Annotated in this window: 23 protein-coding genes; 10 read left to right on the top strand and 13 right to left on the bottom strand. The window is 62.6% G+C overall.

Annotated elements, in window-relative coordinates; all coding sequences use genetic code 11:
• Positions 1–55 precede the first annotated feature (55 nt).
• The 3 genes from MSKU9_RS12390 (at position 56) to MSKU9_RS12380 (ending at position 1,733) form a co-directional block, all read left to right on the top strand.
• On the top strand, positions 56–700 hold the full coding sequence (locus tag MSKU9_RS12390) for a 2OG-Fe(II) oxygenase (protein WP_141261721.1): 645 nt from the start codon (positions 56–58) through the stop codon (positions 698–700).
• Between the two features lie 87 nt (positions 701–787).
• The gene (locus MSKU9_RS12385) at positions 788–1,138 is read left to right on the top strand and encodes a hypothetical protein (RefSeq protein WP_141261720.1); all 351 of its coding nucleotides are present in this window, start codon (positions 788–790) and stop codon (positions 1,136–1,138) included.
• Between the two features lie 61 nt (positions 1,139–1,199).
• Complete coding sequence (locus MSKU9_RS12380; protein ID WP_141261719.1) at positions 1,200–1,733, top strand: Spy/CpxP family protein refolding chaperone; 534 nt, start codon at positions 1,200–1,202, stop codon at positions 1,731–1,733.
• Positions 1,734–1,856: 123 nt separating this feature from the next.
• Here the strand turns inward: MSKU9_RS12380 and zwf are convergent, their stop codons facing one another.
• Positions 1,857–3,380 (bottom strand): glucose-6-phosphate dehydrogenase, encoded by a 1,524-nt coding sequence (gene zwf / locus MSKU9_RS12375; RefSeq protein WP_141261718.1) that lies wholly within the window; start codon positions 3,378–3,380, stop codon positions 1,857–1,859.
• A gap of 285 nt (positions 3,381–3,665) precedes the next feature.
• Between zwf and MSKU9_RS12370 the strand changes: the two genes are divergently transcribed.
• The 6 genes from MSKU9_RS12370 to MSKU9_RS12345 all read left to right on the top strand — a co-directional run bounded on the left by MSKU9_RS12370 (position 3,666) and on the right by MSKU9_RS12345 (position 9,241).
• On the top strand, positions 3,666–4,685 hold the full coding sequence (locus tag MSKU9_RS12370; protein ID WP_141261717.1) for an aspartate-semialdehyde dehydrogenase: 1,020 nt from the start codon (positions 3,666–3,668) through the stop codon (positions 4,683–4,685).
• Positions 4,686–4,938: 253 nt separating this feature from the next.
• Entirely contained in the window at positions 4,939–5,331 is a 393-nt protein-coding gene (gene sdhC, locus MSKU9_RS12365; RefSeq protein WP_010514767.1) for a succinate dehydrogenase, cytochrome b556 subunit, read from the top strand.
• Positions 5,332–5,333: 2 nt separating this feature from the next.
• Entirely contained in the window at positions 5,334–5,765 is a 432-nt protein-coding gene (sdhD, locus tag MSKU9_RS12360) for a succinate dehydrogenase, hydrophobic membrane anchor protein (protein ID WP_141261716.1), read from the top strand.
• 97 nt (positions 5,766–5,862) lie between these two features.
• Entirely contained in the window at positions 5,863–7,674 is a 1,812-nt protein-coding gene (gene sdhA / locus MSKU9_RS12355) for a succinate dehydrogenase flavoprotein subunit (RefSeq protein ID WP_141261715.1), read from the top strand.
• A gap of 26 nt (positions 7,675–7,700) precedes the next feature.
• Positions 7,701–8,483, top strand: a complete 783-nt coding sequence (locus MSKU9_RS12350) for a succinate dehydrogenase iron-sulfur subunit (protein ID WP_010509197.1) — start codon at positions 7,701–7,703, stop codon at positions 8,481–8,483.
• A gap of 95 nt (positions 8,484–8,578) precedes the next feature.
• Positions 8,579–9,241 carry a fused DSP-PTPase phosphatase/NAD kinase-like protein gene (locus MSKU9_RS12345; RefSeq protein WP_141261714.1) on the top strand — a complete coding sequence of 221 codons (663 nt, stop codon included), beginning with the start codon at positions 8,579–8,581 and terminating at the stop codon, positions 9,239–9,241.
• A gap of 8 nt (positions 9,242–9,249) precedes the next feature.
• Here the strand turns inward: MSKU9_RS12345 and MSKU9_RS12340 are convergent, their stop codons facing one another.
• The 5 genes from MSKU9_RS12340 to MSKU9_RS12320 form a co-directional block, all read right to left on the bottom strand.
• Positions 9,250–9,699 carry a helix-turn-helix domain-containing protein gene (locus MSKU9_RS12340; RefSeq protein ID WP_141261713.1) on the bottom strand — a complete coding sequence of 150 codons (450 nt, stop codon included), beginning with the start codon at positions 9,697–9,699 and terminating at the stop codon, positions 9,250–9,252.
• 271 nt (positions 9,700–9,970) lie between these two features.
• Positions 9,971–11,515 (bottom strand): apolipoprotein N-acyltransferase, encoded by a 1,545-nt coding sequence (gene lnt / locus MSKU9_RS12335; RefSeq protein WP_141261712.1) that lies wholly within the window; start codon positions 11,513–11,515, stop codon positions 9,971–9,973.
• Between the two features lie 36 nt (positions 11,516–11,551).
• Positions 11,552–12,397 carry a GNAT family N-acetyltransferase gene (locus MSKU9_RS12330; RefSeq protein WP_141261711.1) on the bottom strand — a complete coding sequence of 282 codons (846 nt, stop codon included), beginning with the start codon at positions 12,395–12,397 and terminating at the stop codon, positions 11,552–11,554.
• Positions 12,394–12,885, bottom strand: coding sequence for a Fur family transcriptional regulator (locus MSKU9_RS12325; protein WP_019090652.1), 492 nt, complete (start codon positions 12,883–12,885; stop codon positions 12,394–12,396). The genes MSKU9_RS12330 and MSKU9_RS12325 overlap by 4 nt, the downstream gene beginning before the upstream one ends.
• 58 nt (positions 12,886–12,943) lie before the next feature.
• Positions 12,944–13,348: a MucR family transcriptional regulator gene (locus tag MSKU9_RS12320; RefSeq protein ID WP_010514757.1), complete on the bottom strand. Its 405-nt coding sequence runs from the start codon at positions 13,346–13,348 to the stop codon at positions 12,944–12,946.
• A 93-nt stretch (positions 13,349–13,441) separates the two neighbouring features.
• Between MSKU9_RS12320 and MSKU9_RS12315 the strand changes: the two genes are divergently transcribed.
• The gene (locus MSKU9_RS12315; RefSeq protein ID WP_141261710.1) at positions 13,442–13,690 is read left to right on the top strand and encodes a sulfurtransferase TusA family protein; all 249 of its coding nucleotides are present in this window, start codon (positions 13,442–13,444) and stop codon (positions 13,688–13,690) included.
• On the opposite strand, the gene rimI is transcribed toward MSKU9_RS12315, so the two are convergent.
• The 7 genes from rimI to MSKU9_RS12280 all read right to left on the bottom strand — a co-directional run bounded on the left by rimI (position 13,671) and on the right by MSKU9_RS12280 (position 19,706).
• Complete coding sequence (gene rimI / locus MSKU9_RS12310) at positions 13,671–14,105, bottom strand: ribosomal protein S18-alanine N-acetyltransferase (protein WP_141261709.1); 435 nt, start codon at positions 14,103–14,105, stop codon at positions 13,671–13,673. The two genes, MSKU9_RS12315 and rimI, sit on opposite strands and share 20 nt — an antisense overlap.
• Positions 14,102–14,815 carry a tRNA (adenosine(37)-N6)-threonylcarbamoyltransferase complex dimerization subunit type 1 TsaB gene (gene tsaB / locus MSKU9_RS12305; RefSeq protein WP_141261708.1) on the bottom strand — a complete coding sequence of 238 codons (714 nt, stop codon included), beginning with the start codon at positions 14,813–14,815 and terminating at the stop codon, positions 14,102–14,104. The genes rimI and tsaB overlap by 4 nt, the downstream gene beginning before the upstream one ends.
• Before the next feature lie 3 nt (positions 14,816–14,818).
• Positions 14,819–15,403 (bottom strand): malonic semialdehyde reductase, encoded by a 585-nt coding sequence (locus tag MSKU9_RS12300; protein WP_141261707.1) that lies wholly within the window; start codon positions 15,401–15,403, stop codon positions 14,819–14,821.
• Positions 15,404–15,436: 33 nt separating this feature from the next.
• Positions 15,437–16,000 carry a NifU family protein gene (locus tag MSKU9_RS12295; protein WP_141261706.1) on the bottom strand — a complete coding sequence of 188 codons (564 nt, stop codon included), beginning with the start codon at positions 15,998–16,000 and terminating at the stop codon, positions 15,437–15,439.
• A 116-nt stretch (positions 16,001–16,116) separates the two neighbouring features.
• On the bottom strand, positions 16,117–17,406 hold the full coding sequence (locus MSKU9_RS12290; protein WP_227002494.1) for an ATP-binding protein: 1,290 nt from the start codon (positions 17,404–17,406) through the stop codon (positions 16,117–16,119).
• A gap of 106 nt (positions 17,407–17,512) precedes the next feature.
• The gene (locus MSKU9_RS12285) at positions 17,513–18,286 is read right to left on the bottom strand and encodes a response regulator (protein ID WP_141261704.1); all 774 of its coding nucleotides are present in this window, start codon (positions 18,284–18,286) and stop codon (positions 17,513–17,515) included.
• 193 nt (positions 18,287–18,479) lie between these two features.
• On the bottom strand, positions 18,480–19,706 hold the full coding sequence (locus MSKU9_RS12280; protein WP_370685930.1) for a tetratricopeptide repeat protein: 1,227 nt from the start codon (positions 19,704–19,706) through the stop codon (positions 18,480–18,482).
• Between the last annotated feature and the right edge of the window lie 188 nt (positions 19,707–19,894).

The following is a 19,894-nucleotide window of genomic DNA, read 5'->3' as shown; positions in this document are numbered from 1 at the left end:
GGACGTGTCCGGGCTTAATCTGGGGGCCGTTTACTGAACCAGCTTGCAGGATGGCATGATCCAACCCGTCACCCCCGATTATGCGGCGCTGGAAGCGGCAGCGGTGTCCATCGCGCCATTCGCCCATGTGGTGGTGCCGCATTTCATCGGGCCGGATGACCTGCATGCCCTGGCGGCAAGTCTGCCCGATATCCGCTCCGGCGGGTCCTTCCCGCCCCAGGCCCTGACGCTGTCGCCCCTCATGGCGCAGCTGGTGCGGGAGCTGGAGGGGCCACGCCTGCGGAACCTGATCGCACGCAAATTCGCGCTGGATCTGGATACCGCGCCGACCATGCTGACACTGCGCGGACGCACGCGGGCGAAAGACGGGCGCATCCACCGCGATTCCGACAGCAAGCGCGTAACCGTCCTGCTGTACCTGAATGCTGCCGATGACGCGGCATGGTCACGGCACGAAGGTTGCCTGCGGCTGTTGCGCAACGCGCATGACCTTGAGGATTTCGCCGCCGAGATCCCGCCCGTCAACGGCACGTTGCTGGTCTTTCCCAACGGGCCGGACACATGGCATGGGCACCGGCAGTATGTCGGCCCACGCCATACCATCCAGCTGAATTACATGACCAATGATGCCCGCGCACGCAACGAACTGCGTCGTCACCGGTTATCCGCCCTGACAAAACGTCTGCCATGGGTTGCCTGACACATGGCCGGCCATCGTTTCGACACGGACATCGGTCATGATTGTCCCGTTCTCCGCCTTCACGACATGTCGAGGTTCTCAAAGTCCATGCATCTGCGCAAACTTACCGCTTCCCTCCTGTCAGCCAGCCTTGCGTTGGGCATACTGGCAACAGCCGTACCGGCCGCGCAGGCCCAGCCATGGCATGGCGGCCCGCGTGGCGGACATCGTGGACCGCCGCCGCCCCCACCGCGCGGCGGTTATTATGGCGGGCACCGTGGTGGCGGCGGGGGTGCGGGGCTGGCCGTAGGCAGCGGCCTTGCCGGGCTTGCGGTTGGCGCCATGCTGGGAAGCACGCTGGCCGAACGTGGCGCAGCGGCCCCTCCGCCAGCCTATTATCCCACGCCCGCGCCGGCTGCCCCGCCGCCGGCCTATTACCCGTATGGTGGCGGTTACTGATAACCGCAGCCCTGACACATCCCACGCACACTGACACACACTGCGAAGGAAAACACACAACATGATGTTCCGTCGGTTCCTACCCGCTGCCGCCCTCCTGATGCTGCCCGCCATGGCCATGGCGGCCGACCAGCAGCCCGCGGCAGCCGCCCAGACAGAGGCAGGCAAGCCCAACCCGACAGCACCGCTGGCCCACACCCCACGCGACCCTGAGCCGGAACAGGTGGAAGCGCACATCAAGGCGCTGCATGACGAACTGGGCATCACCAAGAAGCAGGAAGCCCTGTGGGCCCCCTTCGCACAGGACATGCGCGACAACGGGCAGCGCCTGCATGACGCGATCGAGGACCGCCGCGGCAAGCTGCCGACCCTGAACGCCGTGGAAAACATGCAGTCCTATGCCGAACTGGTGGTCGAGCGCGCGCATGACATGCAGACGCTGAACACCGCGTTCGCGTCGCTGTATGACAGCTTCTCCAAGAAGCAGCGCAAGCACGCCGATACCCTGTTCCGCGAGGGCGACAGCGAACACACCGCCGCACAGCAGGCCAAGGCCACTGAAGCGCAGGGCAGCACGGCCACACCCGCGCAGTAACCCGCATCCCGTTACAGGGCAGGATCTGATTTCTGCCCCCTCCCGCCCGCAACTTCTGCGGGCGGCGTCTGGATACCGCGTCACGACAGGATCGTGACCGTATCCAGACCCCGCCTGAAACCGTCAGGCGCGATCGAGCGGGTACCATGCCCGCCCGTCACGATGCAGCAGTTCATCCGCCCCACGGGGGCCTGTCGTGCCAGCTTCGTATAATTCCGGCCCCGCCGTATCCTTCGCCCATGCCTGCAGCACGGGATCCACGGCCTTCCATGCCGCCTCGATATTATCGGCGCGCTGAAACAGGGTTTCATCACCCATCAGGCAGTCATACAGCAGGGTTTCGTACCCGACATTAGGGGATTTGGCGAACACGTCCTCATACCGGAAGCGGGCCTGCACATTGGTCAGGTCCATTTCCGGTCCCGGCTTTTTCGCCCCCAGTTCCACCGTCAGCCCCTGGGCTGGCTGGATGTTGAGGATGATGCGGTTGGGGGGCAGTTCCTCCGTTTCGGTTTCACGGAACATAAGCATCGGCGGCTTGCGGAACTGCACCACGACCTCGGTCCGCCGTCCCCCCAGCCCCTTGCCGGTACGCAGGTAGAACGGCACCCCGGCCCAGCGCCAGTTATCCACATGCAGCTTCAGCGCCACATAGGTTTCGGTGTTGCTGTGCGGGGCGACGCCGGGGCTTTCACGGTAGCCGACCATGGGTTTGCCCTCCACCGTGCCAGCTGCGTACTGCCCGCGCACGGCGTCTTTCGGGTCGATCGGGGTCACGGCCTCGAACAGCTGTTCCTTGGCGTTGCGCACGCTTTCGGCGTCGAACGTGTTGGGCGGTTCCATCGCCACCATGGCGAACAACTGGAACAGGTGGTTGGGCACCATGTCACGCAGCGCACCGGTAGGTTCGTAAAACGCGCCGCGCTGTTCCACGCCGATGGTCTCGGCGGCGGTAATCTCGACATGATCGACATATTCGTTGCGCCACAGCGGTTCGAATATCAGGTTGCCGAATCGCATGGCGAGAATGTTCTGCACCGTTTCCTTGCCCAGGAAGTGATCAATGCGGAAGACCTGCGACTCCTCCAGCACCGACAGCACCCGGCGGTTGAGTTCCTGCGCGGAAGCAAGGTCGGAGCCAAAGGGCTTTTCAATCACCACGCGGCGGAAGACACCTTCTTTCTGCGTCACCACCCCGGCCGTGCCCAGTGTTTCCACCACCGTGGCGAAAAACCGCGAGGGGATGGCAAGGTAGAAGATGGCGTTACCCGGCAGTTTCGCACCAAGCTGGCGCAGGGCGTCCGCATCACTGAAATCGGCCTGCACGTATTCCAGGCGCTGCGCCAGCCAGTCCCACTGCTGCGCGTTGATGCTGGCAGGATGGAATTCGGCGTTGGGATTACGGGTGAAGGACTGCATCATGTCGGCCAGCCCGTCGCGCCACTGCGCGGTCGTGCTGTCCACGCGGTCTACGCCGATGATGCGGAAGCCGTCATCCAGCAGCCCGTTGCCCACCAGATTGTACAGCGCAGGCATGAGCAGCCGCTTGGTCAGATCCCCATGCGCCCCGAAAATGACCAGGGTGCATGGTGGCGCCCTGCGCGCGCCGGGGGGCATGGTTTTGGAAGTATCGGATGATAAGGCCATGATCTCTCTAACCGTTCTTGCCTGCGCCCTGTACCGGGACGGGTGGCCGCTGGGGCCTGCCCGGTATGGCGCGATGGGCCAAGCGTGCACCCGGCACGCGGAAACGGACAAGACCTATCACCGCATGGGACATGCCACCTTGACCTTACCCCCGATTCGATTCCCGGTTCCGCATGGTCCGTGCTGCTTGCGCCTTTGGCATACAGGCTCTACGTGTCGTTACAGTTACGGCTAACGGCCCGTCCGCCCGGACGGGACCGGCATGACAGGACAGGATGGAAGATTATGGGTTACCGCGTTGCGGTGGTGGGCGCCACCGGCGCTGTGGGGCGCGAGATCCTCAAGACTCTGGCCGAGCGTCAGTTCCCTGTGGATGAAATCGTGGCCCTTGCGTCCGCCCGTTCGGCGGGCAAGGAAGTCTCCTTTGGCGACAAGAAGGTACTGAAGGTCCAGAACCTTGAAACCTTCGACTTTACCGGCTGGGATGTCGCCCTTTTCTCCCCCGGTGGGGCGGTTTCGGCCGTACATGCGCCGCGGGCCGCGAAAGCGGGCTGCATCGTGATTGACAACACCTCCCACTTCCGCATGGAGCCGGACGTGCCGCTGGTGGTGCCCGAGGTCAATCCCAACGATGTGAAGAAGGCGAAGCGCGGCATCATCGCCAACCCCAACTGCTCGACCATCCAGATGGTGGTGGCCCTCAAGCCGCTGCATGACCTGTTCACAATCAAGCGCGTTGTGGTCGCTACCTACCAGGCCGTGGCCGGTGCGGGCAAAAGCGGCATGGACGAACTGTTCAACCAGTCGCGTGGCAGCCTGGTGGGCGACCCGCTGAAGGCCGAGCAGTTCACCAAGCAGATCGCGTTCAACTGCATTCCCCATATCGACCGTTTCATGGATGACGGCGCGACCAAGGAAGAGTGGAAGATGACGGTCGAGACCCGCAAGATCCTCGACCCCGACATCGCGGTCTTCGCCACCTGCGTGCGTGTTCCCGTGTTTATTGGCCATGCCGAGGCCATCAGCGTGGAATTCGAGGAACCCGTTGATATCAAACGCGCCCGCGAAGCCCTGCGTGAAGCGCCGGGCGTGGTGTTGCATGACAAGCGCGAGGATGGCGGCTACGCTACCCAGCTTGAAGTCGTGGGTGAGGACGCGACCTACGTCTCGCGCCTGCGCATCGACCCGACGGTGCCCAATGGACTCGGCTTCTGGTGCGTTGCCGACAACCTGCGCAAGGGGGCGGCGCTGAACGCGGTCCAGATCGCGGAAACGATGGTCGCACTCGACCTGCTCGGGCACTGACCGGCTGGCCACAGGGCAGGCATGAATGGCGGTGCAGCGGGGCTGTACCGCCATGTAGCGGAGATCAGGTCTCTCAACCTCGTGTTCCGGGCGTGCGTTGACCCCGCCTTCCGTGCGGCGTAGGACCGAATTCAGACAAGGCGACGGAACAAACCGAAGCCATAACAGGGAAATTGACGAGACGACCATGCAGGATGTCCGTGATGCGCTCTATGTAGGGCAGCGAAGCGACGGAACTCTGACCAGGCGGCCTATGTCCCCACACCTCCAGGTCTACCGCTTCCGTCTTTCCATGTTCCTTTCAATCGCGAACCGCGCTGCCGGTGTCGCCGCCGCTGGCGGTTCGGCACTTGGCCTGTGCTGGATCAGCGCGGCGGCAAAGGGACCAAAATCTTTCAGCAAGGTCCAGAAGGTGACCGGCAACCCGCTGGGGCAGATGCTGCTCGCGGGGTGGGCGCTGGCGCTGGTCTATCACTTCGTGGCGGGGATACGCCACCTGGTGTGGGATAGCGGCTATCGCTTCTCCAAAAAGGAAATCAACGAGGATGGCCCCGTGGCCGTGGGCGTGACAGTGGGCACCACGCTGGCGCTGGTGGCCGGTATCCTTGGTGTCGCGATCTGTCGTTCCCGCAAGAAGGCGTCCTGACCATGAGCAATCCAAAGAAGCCGCATGTCACGGTCATGCGCTCGCAGCTGTCGCGCGCGCGGGGCCTGGGTTCGGGGCAGGCCGGTGTTGGCCACTGGTGGGCGGAACGCGCATCGGCGGTGGCCCTTGTGCCGCTGTCGGGCTGGTTCGTGATCCAGGTGTTCCGCCTGGCCGGCGCATCGCAGCCGGAAGTGGCGAAGTGGGGCGCACGCCCGCTGAACACCACCATGATGCTGTCGCTGGTGATCCTGACCTTCTACCACACCCAGCTTGGGCTGCAGGTCATCATTGATGACTACGTGCATGGCAAGGCGCACCTGCCTGCGGGCCTGCTGATGAAGGGGATCGTCTTCCTTCTGGGTCTGTTCGGCACGGTTTCCGTACTGAAGCTGGCGCTGGCCGGTAGCAGCCGGGGCAGGATTGCCGCGGGCTGAGGCCCACGCAATCGCCTGAGCAGAACATGACATTCGCGGACCGGCGGGCCGCAATACTGGCCGGCCGTCCGAACGAGCATCGGGACACGTCCAAGAAATGAACGCGACCACTTCACCACTCACCGGCTCCTACAGGATCGTTGACCACGCATATGACGTGGTTGTCGTAGGCGCTGGTGGCTCCGGCCTCCGGGCCACGCTGGGCATGGGGGCTGCCGGCCTCAAGACCGCCTGCGTGACCAAGGTTTTCCCCACACGCAGCCATACCGTCGCCGCACAGGGCGGCATTGGCGCATCGCTTGGCAACATGGCCGAGGATAACTGGCGCTGGCACATGTACGATACCGTCAAGGGATCGGACTGGCTGGGCGATCAGGACGCCATCGAATACATGTGCCGCGAAGCCGTGCCCGCCGTGCAGGAACTCGAGCACATGGGTGTGCCCTTTTCCCGCACGGAAGACGGCAAGATCTACCAGCGCCCCTTTGGCGGACACATGCGCAACTATGGCGAGGCCCCGGTGCCCCGCGCCTGCGCCGCCGCCGACCGCACGGGCCATGCCATCCTGCACACGCTGTACCAGCAGTGCCTGAAGCATAACGTCGAGTTCTTTGTCGAATATTTCGCCATCGACCTGATCATGGATGACGATGGCGCATGCCGTGGCGTCATGGCATGGTGCCTGGAAGACGGCACGCTGCACCGTTTCCGCGCGCAGAAAGTCGTGCTGGCGACCGGCGGTTATGGCCGCGCCTACCATTCGTGCACCTCGGCGCATACCTGCACGGGTGATGGCGGTGGCATGGCGATCCGCGCGGGCATCCCGATGCAGGACATGGAATTCGTGCAGTTCCACCCCACCGGTATCTTCCCCGCGGGCTGCCTGCTGACGGAAGGCTGCCGTGGCGAAGGTGGCTACCTGACCAATTCCGAAGGCGAGCGCTTCATGGAACGCTACGCCCCCACGGCCAAGGACCTGGCGTCGCGCGACGTGGTCTCGCGCGCCATGACCATCGAAATCAACGAAGGTCGCGGCTGTGGTCCGGAAAAGAACTACATCATGCTCCACCTCGAGCATCTTGGCCCCGAGATCCTGCATGAACGCCTGCCCGGCATTTCGGAAACGGCGCGCATCTTTGCCGGTATCGACGTGACCAAGGAGCCGGTGCCGGTGCTGCCGACGGTGCATTACAACATGGGCGGCATTCCCACCAATTACCATGGCGAGGTCATCCGCCCCACGGCCGATGATGTCGATGCGGTGGTGCCCGGCCTTATGGCCGTGGGTGAAGCGGCCTGCGTATCCGTGCATGGCGCAAACCGCCTTGGCACCAACTCGCTGCTTGACCTTGTGGTGTTTGGCCGCGCCGCCGCCCAGCGTGCCGCCGCCACCATCAAGAGCGAGGAAGTGATCCCGCCGCTGCCCGAAGGGGCGGGTGACGCCGCGATCGCACGCTTCGACCGCCTGCGTTACGCCAAGGGCAAGACCCATGTGGCCGACATGCGCAGCAAGCTGCAGCGCACCATGCAGAAGCACGCCGCCGTGTTCCGCAACACCGAAAGCCTTGCGCAGGGTGTGGAAAAGATCAAAGAAATCTGGTCGGAAATTCCCGATATTTCGATCAACGACCGTTCGCTGATCTGGAACAGCGACCTTATGGAAGCGCTGGAGTTCGAGAACCTGCTGGCCAATGCCACCGTCACCATGGCGGGTGCAGACGCCCGTCACGAAAGCCGCGGCGCCCAGGCGCATGACGACTATCCCGACCGTGACGACAAGAACTGGATGAAGCACACCGTCGCCCACATGACCGACACGGGCGATGTCACGCTAAGCTACCGCCCCGTGCACATGAAAACGCTGACCAACGATGTGCAGGTCTTCCCCCCCAAGAAGCGCGTCTACTGACGTAACGGCGGAAAAGGAACGAGACGATGGTCGAATTCAGGCTGCCAAAGAACAGCACGGTGGGCAAGGGCCGCATTTTCACCGCCGCCCCCGGCGCCACCAATGTCAAGAACTTCCGGATCTATCGCTGGAGCCCGGACGATGACAAGAACCCCGTGGTCGATACCTACGAGATTGATCTGGACAAAATCGGGCCGATGGTGCTCGACGCGCTTATCCATATCAAGAACGATGTCGATTCCACCCTGACCTTCCGGCGTTCGTGCCGTGAAGGAATCTGCGGGTCGTGCGCGATGAACATCGCAGGCGAAAACACGCTGGCGTGCCTCAAGCCCATTCGGGACATTGAGGGTGACATCGCAATCTACCCGCTGCCGCACATGCCGGTCATCAAGGATCTGGTGCCCGATCTGGACGGTGCGTACGCGCAGCTGCGCTCGATTGATCCGTGGCTGAAATCCGACACGCTGCCGCCGCCGGATTCCGAACGCCGCCAGAGCATTGAGGAACGTGCCGAGCTGGATGGCATGTGGGAGTGCATCCTGTGCTTCTGCTGCTCCACCTCGTGCCCGTCCTACTGGTGGAATGGCGACCGCTACCTTGGACCGGCAACGCTGCTGGCGGCCTATCGCTGGATTGCCGACAGCCGTGACGAACATGCGGGCGACCGTCTGGACGCGCTGGAAGATCCGCTCAAGCTGTATGCCTGCCGCACGATCATGAACTGTACCCAGACCTGCCCCAAGGGCCTGAACCCCGCCAAGGCGATTGGCCGGATCAAGGAACTGCAGCTGGAACGCAAGGCGTAACGGACAGTCACCTCATTCGTGATTGACGCGAAAGGCGCTGGATGTGAAAAATCCAGCGCCTTTTTCATATCCACCCGTTTGAAAGGACATGGCTGGTGTTTGAGGGAAACCTGTCCACCCCTGCCGGCCGGAGCCGTGCGTGGATCGACAGCCTGTTCGTGGACCATGCGATCCTGCGGCAGACATGGACCAATTTCCGCGTGGTCATTCCCGGCCGTGTCTATCGCTGCAACCACCCCACGCCATGGCGGCTGCGGCTTGCCACCCGCCGCTACGGGCTGAAAACACTGGTCAACCTGCGCGGGCACCGCCAGTGCGGGTCGGATGCCCTGTCGCGTGAAGCCGCCCATAAGATCGGGCTGATCCATATCGACATGGCGTTCGAAAGCCGCAATGCCCCGCACAAGGATCGTATTGAACGATTCGCGCGGCTGTACCGCGACATCCGCTTTCCCATGCTCATGCACTGCAAATCGGGTGCCGATCGCACGGGACTGGCAGCGGGACTTGTTATCCTGTTCGAAGGGGGGACGGCGCAACAGGCGCTGCGCCAGCTTTCATGGAAAAACGGCCATTTCAACAGTTCACGGACCGGGGTTCTGGATGCCTTCTTCCTGCGTTACGCAGCGGAGGCCGAAGGACGACTGCCCTTCATGGACTGGGTCCGCACGGAATATGATGAAGACCGCCTGCGCACGGATTTCCGTGCCGGAAAAATCGCATCCTTCATGACCGATCAGGTGCTCAGGCGGGAATAACCAGCCGTTCAGGACGCGCCCATGGACCGGACAAGATCAAGGACGCGACGGCGGGTGCCACTGTCCTCGATCCCGTAATAGGCCCGGACCAGTTCAATGGTTTCGCGACGTGCCAGCAGGGCCAGGTCATCCTGCGCCACCGTAGGCAATGCAGGCGACAGCAGGCTGGCGGTGGGTTCGGCCATGCCCTGCGCATTGCCTGTATCGGGCTGGTCTGCGTCACTGGCCTGCATGGGCAGATCCGCGAAAAAAAATCCTACCGGAACATCCAGGACGCATGCCAGGTCGTACAGACGTGACGCCCCTACCCGGTTACGCCCGCGTTCATACTTCTGCACCTGCTGGAATGTCAGCCCCAGGGCATTACCCAATCGTTCCTGTGACATACCCAGCAATGTGCGACGCAGGCGGATACGGTTGCCGACATGCACATCTACAGGATTGGACGTAGCGGACATTTTCCCCGTCACAATAATGGTCTTACCTTCCCTGCCTGATATTCCCAGACCAACTGGAAATTAAGATACCTCAACCACCCACATGTGAACGTTAAGGTTTTTTAAATCAAGAATGGCTACAATAAATCCGCTATTTATACGAATTTCCAGAGGACGGCGCACAGGCATTACATAAAATAACCTTTGTCATGCATTTGACGGGGATTTAGGAAAATATTCATGCATTTAAAATGCATGAATTAAGATGATCAGATGGGCAGGCCTGTTTTCCCTAGATGACCCTGTCCCGCATAACCCCGCGCCACAGGCCGCCCAGCCCCAGCACGCACGCCAGCAGCAGCGGAACCAGACGCCCATAACGCCCAAAGAACGTACAGGGCAAAGCATCGGGAACGGCATGGACCAGCACGCCCTGCCTGTCCCAGCCCAGCCGTGCCAGTTCATGCCCGCGCCCGTCAAACACGGCCGAAATACCGGTATTGGCGGCACGCGCAACGGGCAGCCCTTCTTCCACTGCGCGCAGACGCACGGCGGCAAGATGCTGCCGGGGGCCGGCGCTGTTACCGTACCAGGCATCATTGGTACTGTTCATAAGCCAGTCCGGCCGGTCGTGGAGATCGGCTACCTGTCCTGAAAAAATCACTTCGTAACAGATCAGCGGCCCCACCGGGGCGATCCCGGGCAGGTGCCATGTCCGCACACCGGGGCCGGGGGTCATTCCTTCACCCGGCACGACATGGAAGGGGAGGAAGGCCGGCTGATATTCCCCAAAGGGCACCAGATGCGCCTTGTCATACACCATGGTGCCCGCGCCATCGGGCGGCATCAGGGCCACCATGCTGTTACGCCAGTGGTGGTCGTCCTCCAGCCAGCGCACGCTGCCAATAATGCCCGCTGCAGCCCCCTGCCCAGCCCGCATGATCATGGGACGTGCAATATCATCTTCCAGCAGCAGCCCCGGAAACGCCGATTCCGGCCATGCGAACACAACAGACCGCGTATCGCCTGCCTGCCTCAGCCCCTGTTCCACCCCCTGATGGGTCAGGCCAAGGTAACGGCGAAAAATCGCCACGTCCGAATTGCCCGCGATCTTGTCAGTTTCAGGCACATTACCCTGCACCAGCACAATTTCAGGGTTATGGAGATAGGTGTCATGGATGCTGCCGAAGCGTGCCGCACCACAACCAACCCAGACTACCACAAGTGCAAGACACGCCCATCGGCCCACGCGACCATAAAGCGGGACCAGCGCCACGATACAGGTCAGCAGCGTCAGGCCATCCACCCCGATCCATGCGGCAGGCTGGATCATGATATCCCCTGCCAGGCCGGGAAATTCCCAGACACTGCCCGGCGGGTTCCATGGAAAGCCGCTGAACACGTACACCCGCGCCATGTCGGTCAACGTCCACAGTGCCGAAAGCACCATAAGCCGTCCCGTGCCCCGCGGCACCAGTCGACTCAGCCCGGCGGACAGGGCACTTAACGGGGCAAGGATCAGCGCACAGCCCGGTGACGCCAGCGGCACCAGCCACCAGAAATCATCCGCGCGCAGCAGGATGGCATACATGAGCCAGTACAGGCCCACTGTATAAAGCCCCATTGCAAACATGAAGCCACGCCGCGCGGCCCCACGCCAGCCAGCCGCATTGTCAATCGCCAGAGCCAGCAGACAGAAAGCAACCGGCAGCACCAAAACCGCATGCAGCGGCGGAAACGCAAGGGCATACACCCCGCCCGCCAGCAGCATGGCCAGATCCGCCCGCCATCCGTGCAGGCGCGCAAGCTTCATATACAGAGTGTGCAGGGACATCATGGAGCGCCGCAATCCGCTCCCCCGGGCAATGCGGGGCTAGTCCAGTGCGTCACGCAGGCGACGTTCGTAGTGGCGGTAATACTTGTCAGCCAGCAGTTCGCTTTTGACCAGTACCGCGACATCGGTGGTGTTGAACTGTTCATCGATCACGGCGCCATCACCCACATAACCACCCAGCCGCAGATAACCCTTTATCAGGGGAGGCAGGCGTGCAAGCGAACGCCGGTGGTCCAGCACCTGCGGGTCCGTACGCAGCATCTCCACCCGCCGTTCAGGCAGGGCGCGCACGCGCAGTGCAGGCGGGGCAAGGTGGTTGTGGTACAGATAGGTCAGTTCATCCGACAGCGCATCAGGATTGGTGCCCGGCAGGCTGGCGCAACCAAACAGAACATCAATGCGGTGCAGGAAAATGTAGGACGCAATGCCACGCCACAACAGCTGCATGGCCGCGCGCCCGCGATAGTTCAGGTCCACGCATGACCGCCCTACCTCCAGCAGCCTGCCGGGAAATTCGGTCAGGGGGGAAATGTCATATTCGCTGGACGTATAGAATTTGCCCAGTCGACTGGCCGCATCACCCTGCATCAGGCGATAGGTGCCGACCACGCCCTTGGCGCCAGATGAAATGGCATGGTCAATCACCAGAAGGTGATCGGCATATTCATCGAATTCATCAATGTCACGCTTCAGGCGCGCGGTACGGGAATCGGGCTTCGCCCCCATTTCCTCATAAAACACACGGTAGCGCAGTGCCTGGGCTGCGTCGCGTTCCTCATCCGTCGTGGCGATCCGGACACCAAGGTTGCCCCCACGCAATTCAGGAAAGCCGTTGCGTTCAAGGTCCAGAGTAGAAAGGGACTGTATGGTTTTCTCGATACTCAAGGCCGTGACCTGCCTTTCTGCTGCGTTTGCGCCATCTGGCCCGTCTGTTCTTCTGGCACGTCGGGCAGCCTGCGTGCAAACAGTTCCAGCCGATGTGATACCAGTTCGAACCCGAGTTCGGCCGTGATCCTGCGCAGCAGTTCGGCATGATCTGCATGGGTAAATTCCACCACCTGACCGCTTTCCACATCAATCAGATGGTAGTGGTCGCCTTCTTCCGTCGCTTCGTACCGGGCACGACCACCACCGAAATCCCGCCGTTCCAGAATGCCGTTTTCTTCCAGCAGACGCACGGTGCGGTACACCGTGGCAACCGAAATACGCCCGTCCAGCTGGGATGCGCGGCGGTACAGTTCCTCCACATCCGGATGGTCGTGGGCTTCAGACAGGACACGTGCGATCACCCGCCGCTGGCCTGTCATTTTCAGGCCGCGTTCGGTGCACATGCGTTCGATGCGGGTTTGTAGTCCGTTACTGTCTGGTGCCATGTTTACGGGCGTAGCCGATCATGCAGATACCTGTCCACACTACCACACCGTGTGTGGTTCAGTCCTCACGTTTGGTGCCAAGCCCGATCTTGCGCGCAAGCGATGAACGGTGGCTGGCATAGTTGGGGGCCACCATGGGATAATCATGGGGCAGGCCCCAACGTTCCCGATATTCATCGGGCGTCATGTTATAGGCGGTCTTGAGGTGGCGCTTGAGCATCTTGAGCTTCTTCCCGTCCTCAAGGCAGACAATGTAATCGGGAAAAACCGATTTTTTCAGCGGAACGGCCGGCACCGGCTTTTCCGGCACGGGCTCCGCGCGGCCAAGCGAGGCCACGGCTTCGTAAACCCGGTGAATCAGATCGGGAAGGGTATCCGCATCCAGCTCATTACGGGATACGTATGCCGAAACGATTTCGGCAGCCAGTTCCCGCACTTCAACTTCTGCCGCTGCATCAGCCATTAATCTGATCCTGTCACTCTGGAATAATGATATATCCTATATAAATAATTCCCGACGGACCGCAACAGGTAACAACAAAGGTTTCATGGTAATATGTCTGATATTGATATGGCAGAAATAGATATCACCCATGAAGTATGCCCCATGACTTTCGTACGCACGCGGTTGGCACTTGACAGACTTTCCGCCGGGGAAAAACTGCTTGTCCGGCTGCGTGGCGCAACTCCACTGGACAATGTTTCACGCAGTCTGAAGCTGCTTGGTCATGTTGTGGAAGAAATACAGACAGAAACAGATGGCATGACATATCGGCTGACTGTTCTTAAATGTCCCGCCGCATGACACAGGCATCCATCCCGTCGGGGTAATAGTTACGCCGCACGCCCGCCTGCACAAATCCATTCGTGCGGTACAATGCCATGGCGGGAGCATTATCCATCGCCACTTCCAGAAACAGGGTCCGTGCGCCAGCTTTCCCGGCCTGCCGCATGCCACGCGCCAGCAGGTCACGCCCGATGCCACGCCTCTGCCATGCCGTATCCACGGCAAAAGTCAGGATTTCGGCTTCATCAAACAGGGTGCGGATCATGATGAAGCCGGGCGCATCCCCTGCCGCCATCACAACGGATACACCCGGCATGTCCAGCAGCGCCTGCATGGCCTGCGCATCCCACCTGTGGGTGGCGGGAAATGCCTGCGCATGGATATGGGCCAGCAACGTGGCCTGCGCACCGGCAGGCCGGGGGGGCGGGGTCATGGCGTATTGATGGGGGCCGGTCGCAGGCCAGCCGCGGGCAGTCTGGCCTCCGGCGCATCGACATAGAGTGGCTGGGCTGCGCGGGGCGGCAGGTGGCCACAAAAACGGCGCAGGGCCACCGTGGCGATGTCCACGGGGGCGGGCTGCGTCAATGCGCATACCCGCACGTCTCCACGCGCTGGCATGGCCTGCGCCACATCATCCGCCGCATTCCCTGCCAGCAACACGGGACCCGGCGGCAGTTCAAGTGTCTCAAGCATATGGGCGGACACGCTGCCCGCATCCTTCCCGTCCGCCAGCGTTTCGACAAATACCCGTCCCCGCCGCGCGGTGGTACAGCACAGCGGACGGGCCGCCAGTGGGCGGGCCACGTCATGCAGGGCGTCGGCCATGGCTTCCCCCCCCGTCATGCCCATGACGGCACAACCGCTGCCCGCCGCAAGGCCATGGGCAAACGCCAGCGAAGCCCGCAGTCCCGTAAACGATCCCGGCCCGACCACCACGCCCACCAGTTCGGGCATGGCATGGGTCCAGCCACATTGCGCAAAGAGTTCGGTCGCCAGCAGGGGAAACTGTTCGGCTGCCCCCCGCCCCGTGGCGAACCGGGTCGCCAGAACGGACAACACGCCGTCATCATCCGACACAAGGCAGGCAATCACGGCCCGCGCCTGTGTTCCGGTGGCGCTGCCGTCCATCACCAGAATCCGCATGACCTATACAATCACGCAGGCGTCATCAAAATCGGGCCGCGGCGCACGCGGGGTGGGTGGTGGCCCATCCGTATAGCCAAGGCAGACAAGGAAATTGGCCTGCCAGCCTTTCTGCGCCAGGAAGCAGTCTTCCACCATCGCGCCATCGAACCCCGACAGCGGCAGCACGGACAGGCCCAGCGCACGCGCGGCCATGATCAGGTAAGCGCCCTGCAACGTGCCATTACGAAAGGCCGTTTCCTCCGCCAGCCCCACATCAGCCGCGAACCACTGGCGTACGTCCGGGGCTGGGTTGAGTGAATCCATCCGGTCAAAGAACAGTGGGTCATGCGCCACGATCACGGTGACCGGGGCGGTCATCACGCGCTGCACGTTCCCTGCCGACAGGGCCGGGCGCAGGCGTTCACGGCAGCTTTCGGTAGTGATGAACACGAAACGCGCGGGGCAGCAGTTACCCGATGTCGGGCCCAGGCGGACCAGATCATATAACTGCCGCAGCGTATCCTGCCCTACCGGCCGGTCATTCCACGCCACCGGCGTGCGTGCGTTGCGAAACAGAAGATCAAGCCCAGCGTCATCAAGCGCCATGAAACATTCCCAGACTACCCGCAGGCCTGCCGATCAGGCCTCTACCTGCTCTACCGATACCACTTCCGGCACATAATGGCGCAGCATGTTCTCCACCCCGTGCTTGAGCGTCGCGCGCGATGACGGGCAACCCGAACACGCACCCTGCATGGTCAGCCGCACCACACCGTCACGATAGCCCCGGAATACAATGTCCCCGCCATCACCCGCAACGGCGGGGCGCACGCGGGTATCCAGCAGTTCCTTGATCTGCTGCACGATTTCCTCATCCCCCGGCGCGATCAGGTCTTCGACCACCTGCGCATCGCTTTCGACCACGGGCTGTTCCGTCGCCAGGTAATCCGCCAGTACGGCCAGCACCTGCGGGCGCAGGTCGTCCCACTGCGTCGTGTCACTGCGGGTCACGGCCACGAAGTCATTGCCGAAAAAGACGCGCGCCACACCGTCCAGATCAAACAGAAGTTCCGCAAGGCGCGAACGCCCGGCCACGGAATCGGGGCTGATGAAATCAGCCGTGGCCCCATTGGCCATGATCTCGCGCCCCGGCAGGAACTTCAGCGTTGCGGGATTTGGGGTATCTTCTGTTTCGATGAACATTGCTCGGTCTTCCAGACATGACGGGAAAGCGGGACATGCAAACGTACTTCCCAAGTCCTGTTATATGATCGACCCGCGTGTAAATCCAACCCCACGCAGGGAAACCTGACCCGCTTTTAACCGGCCGGACGTATCACAGCATTGCGTGGCAGGACAATTTCCGCGCACAGGCCGCCATGCGCCCGGTTGGACAGGTGGAAACGGCCGCCATCGCGCTCCACCTCCCGGCTGACAATCGCAAGCCCCAGACCCAGCCCCCCCGTGCTGCGCGAACGCGACCCTTCCACCCGGTAGAAGGGTGTCGTCACGCGTCCGATCTCGGCCTCGGGCAGGCCGGGGCCATCGTCTTCCACCCGTATGCACAGGACTTCAGGCCCCACCGTCAGGCTGACATGGGCGTTGCCACCGTAATTCACCGCATTGTCGATCAGGTTGCCCAGCACGCGCTTGAGCGCCAGCGGGCGCACCACGGCCTGCGCCTGATCCGGTCCGTCATAGGTCACATCGCGGCCCTGGTCGGCGTCATCATCCACCCGCGTTGCAAGGATCGAGGCCACATTGACCGACCGCGCGGGTTCGGGGTCCTTTTCCCCCGACAGGTAGGCCAGCACGCCGGCAATCATCGCCTCCATTTCCGTGACATCGGCCTCGATTTCCTTCTGCGCGTTCGCGTCATCCAGAAATCCCGCCCTCAGCCGCAGGCGGGCCAGCGGCGTGCGCAGGTCATGGGACACGGCAGCCAGCGCCTCGGTCCGGTCGGCGATCAGGCGGTCGATGCGTTCCTGCATCTCGTTAATGGCGCGGGCAAGGTATCGGACTTCCCGCGGGCCTTTGTTTTCCAGCGGTACCCACCGGCCCGACCCAACCGTATCGGCCACATCCGCCAGGGCGCGCAGCGGCATGCTCAGCGCACGCACCAGCATGCCCGCCGCCAGCAGCACCGCCCCCGCCAGGATCGCCGCCGAAACAATGCCCCGCCGCATGTGATGGGGCTGCAGGATGGCGGGGGCAAGGAAGCCCATGTAACTGCCATCGGGCAGGCGCAGCGTGCCGCGCACGTCCTCCGTCGCCGCGATCGTGCCCGACAGGTTCAGTGCGTCCCCCCGCAGTGCCGTCAGTGATCCCGCCATACGGTCATGCAGCTTGCGCAGTGAGGGGGGTTCCACCTTCATCACCCCCATCTGTGCCGGGGTGCGCCAGTCTACCGTCAGGTCATTGGTGGACAGCATGGCCGCCAGCACCATGCGCTGCGACGTGGGTGTCGCGGCCAGCACGCGGGCGTCGATCACCAGCCGCTCGCCCACCTGTTCCAACTGGGCATCGTCTATGGTGTAGGTCTCGGCTTCTTCATAAAAAACGGAACTGCCGACAAAGACGAGTGCGACCGCAGCCAGCAGCACGAACATGACGCGCCCCACCAGCCCACGTGGCCACAGCGTGATCCGCCGGGGCGCTGGCTCCTGCTCTCGCGGGGGCTGTACGGTCCGGATCGTACTCACTCCCCCGTTCCCGTCAGACCCGCTCCACTTCCGACGTAAAGATGTAACCCATGCCGCGTACAGTGCGGATCAACCCGTCCGAATCCGGTCCCAGCTTGCGCCGCAGGCGGCTGACCAGCACATCCACGCTACGGTCCGACACATCACCCAGCCGCGTGCGCGACAGTTCCAGCAGGCGGTCGCGGCCAATGACACGCTGCGGGTTGTCAAGGAAGCTGGTCAGCAGGTCATGCTCCGCCCCCGAAATCTCGACCGCCGCACCGGACGGGTCCGTCAGTTCACGGCGGCGAAGGTCCAGCGTCCAGCCGGCAAAACGCACGGTTTCCTTGCGCTGGCGACCAGCGCTCGGGGTCGTGACCCCACCGCCCCGACGCCGCAGCACCGCGCGCACGCGGGCAAGCAGTTCCTTCTGGCCAAAGGGCTTAGGCACATAGTCGTCCGCACCCAGTTCCAGCCCCTGCACACGGTCCAGTTCCTCGCCGCGGGCGGATACGATAATGACCGGCACTTCCGTCAACGGCGCCTCGCCCGGCGCCACCGGATCAGCCTGTGCGCGCAGGCCACGACACAGGTCCAGTCCGTTGGTGCCCGGCAGCATGACATCCAGAATAATCAGGTCAGCCGCCTGCGCACGCAGCGCGTCCCACATTTCAGGGCCATCCTGCACACCGCGCACGCGGTAGCCATCGCCCTGCAGGGCGCGGACGATCAGGGTGCGCATGCCAGGGTCATCTTCCACCACGAGGATACGGGCGGGCAGATCATCAGTGGCAGGTATCTGTGTCATTCTCTCGGCCATGTTTCGGTTCAGGGACAGTCATGATGCCATTCATGCGACGGCCTCCAGCATATCCAACGCACCGGGCCGGGATAAGACCATCGTTCATATCATAAAATGTCAGTCATGACCGGATACGAAACAAAAACGGGGCACCGGACGAATCCGGCACCCCGTATGACACCCGACCTGCCGGATAAGGTCAGTGCGCGGCGGCGGCAGCTGAATTCAGCTTCAGCACCCAGAACTGGGCAATGTCACGTGCGCCATTGGTGCCTTCCACGCTGTTGAGGGTGGCGATGGCGGCATCTTTCTGCCCTGCTGCGGCCTGCGCCAGGCCAAGGTGCAGGCGCGCGATGTTCACGTCCGACGGTCCCCTGGCAATGCCCTGCTTCATAAGGGCAATGCCCTTGTCGCCCTGGCCGAACAGCACGTAGTTGTAGCCTGCCGTGAGCATGGCGTTGCCGGTGGTGGCCTGTGCTGCCGCCGTATCCAGCCCGGCCTTGCGGTCAGTGACGCTCTGCGTCACCAGCGCCTTCAGCTTTTCCTCACGCGGGGCGCTGGCGTCATGGCCCAGCACGCCGGTGCTGTAACCCTGGTTGATGACATCAAGCGCAAGCTGCGGCAGCCCCGCCTGCATGGCCAGTTCGGTAATGTCCATATATTCGGCCGGGGTCTTGACCAGACCGGATTCCAGACGCACCCGGTCGATATCCAGACGCAGGCCCGGGGCCATGTTCGGGTTGCTCAGGACCGAATGCACCACCTGCGCCCAGTAATCCGGCTTGGGGTAATAGGTGGCCAGCAGCACATAGGTTTTTGTCAGCGCCGCATTGTCCTTCAGCTGCGCCTGACAGGCGGCCAGAAGCTGAAGCTGGTTTTCCGTAGGCTTGCCGCCCGACTTGATGGTGGCGTCGATCTGCGCCTGCTGCACGCGGGCGGCATTGGCGTAATCATGCTGCAGATAATACGCCTGGATCAGGATCGTCAGCATCTGCGGGTTCTTGCCACCCGCCTTGATGTATTTTTCCGTGACCGTGATCGCCGTAGGATAATCCTTGGCGGTGAAGGCCATGCTGCCTTCGGCCAGCGCCATCTGTTCCCTGGTCGCGGCCGGTGTGCGCGGGGATGCGATCAGTGTGTCATAGGCCGAAATCGCGGCGGACACATTACCCGACTGGGCGGCCACGGCGGCACGCATCTGCGCGATGGTGTAGGATTCGTAATCGGACTTGCCCGTCACGGCATCCGCCGCGTCCACATCGGCCATGGCCTGCGGGTATTTCTTGGCGGCAAGGTCGGTCTGGGCCTTCTGCAGCGCCGTGCCGACCTTTTCCCCCAGCTGGTCCGCCGCACTGGCGGCATGGACGGGCAGTACGCCCGCCACCGGCAGCGCCATCATGACCCCGGCCAGCAGGCGCCCGCGCAGCTGGAACAGCGATTTGGATGTGATGTTTTTCAACTGGATGTCCTTCCATGAACGGGTCATGGCCCGATTGATCGGCCAGGGCATCACGATGGACCCACGCGGCCCATCATTCAATCCGCCCCTGACCGATGGCGGCACGGCAGGCCGCATGAAATGCGCCTGCCGTGTCACGACGTGAAATCAGATCA

The organism is Komagataeibacter diospyri (assembly GCF_006538165.1).
Lineage (GTDB): Bacteria > Pseudomonadota > Alphaproteobacteria > Acetobacterales > Acetobacteraceae > Komagataeibacter > Komagataeibacter diospyri.
The sequence above is the reverse complement of the archived record's forward strand: the minus strand, read 5'-3'. Positions and strand labels throughout refer to the sequence as shown.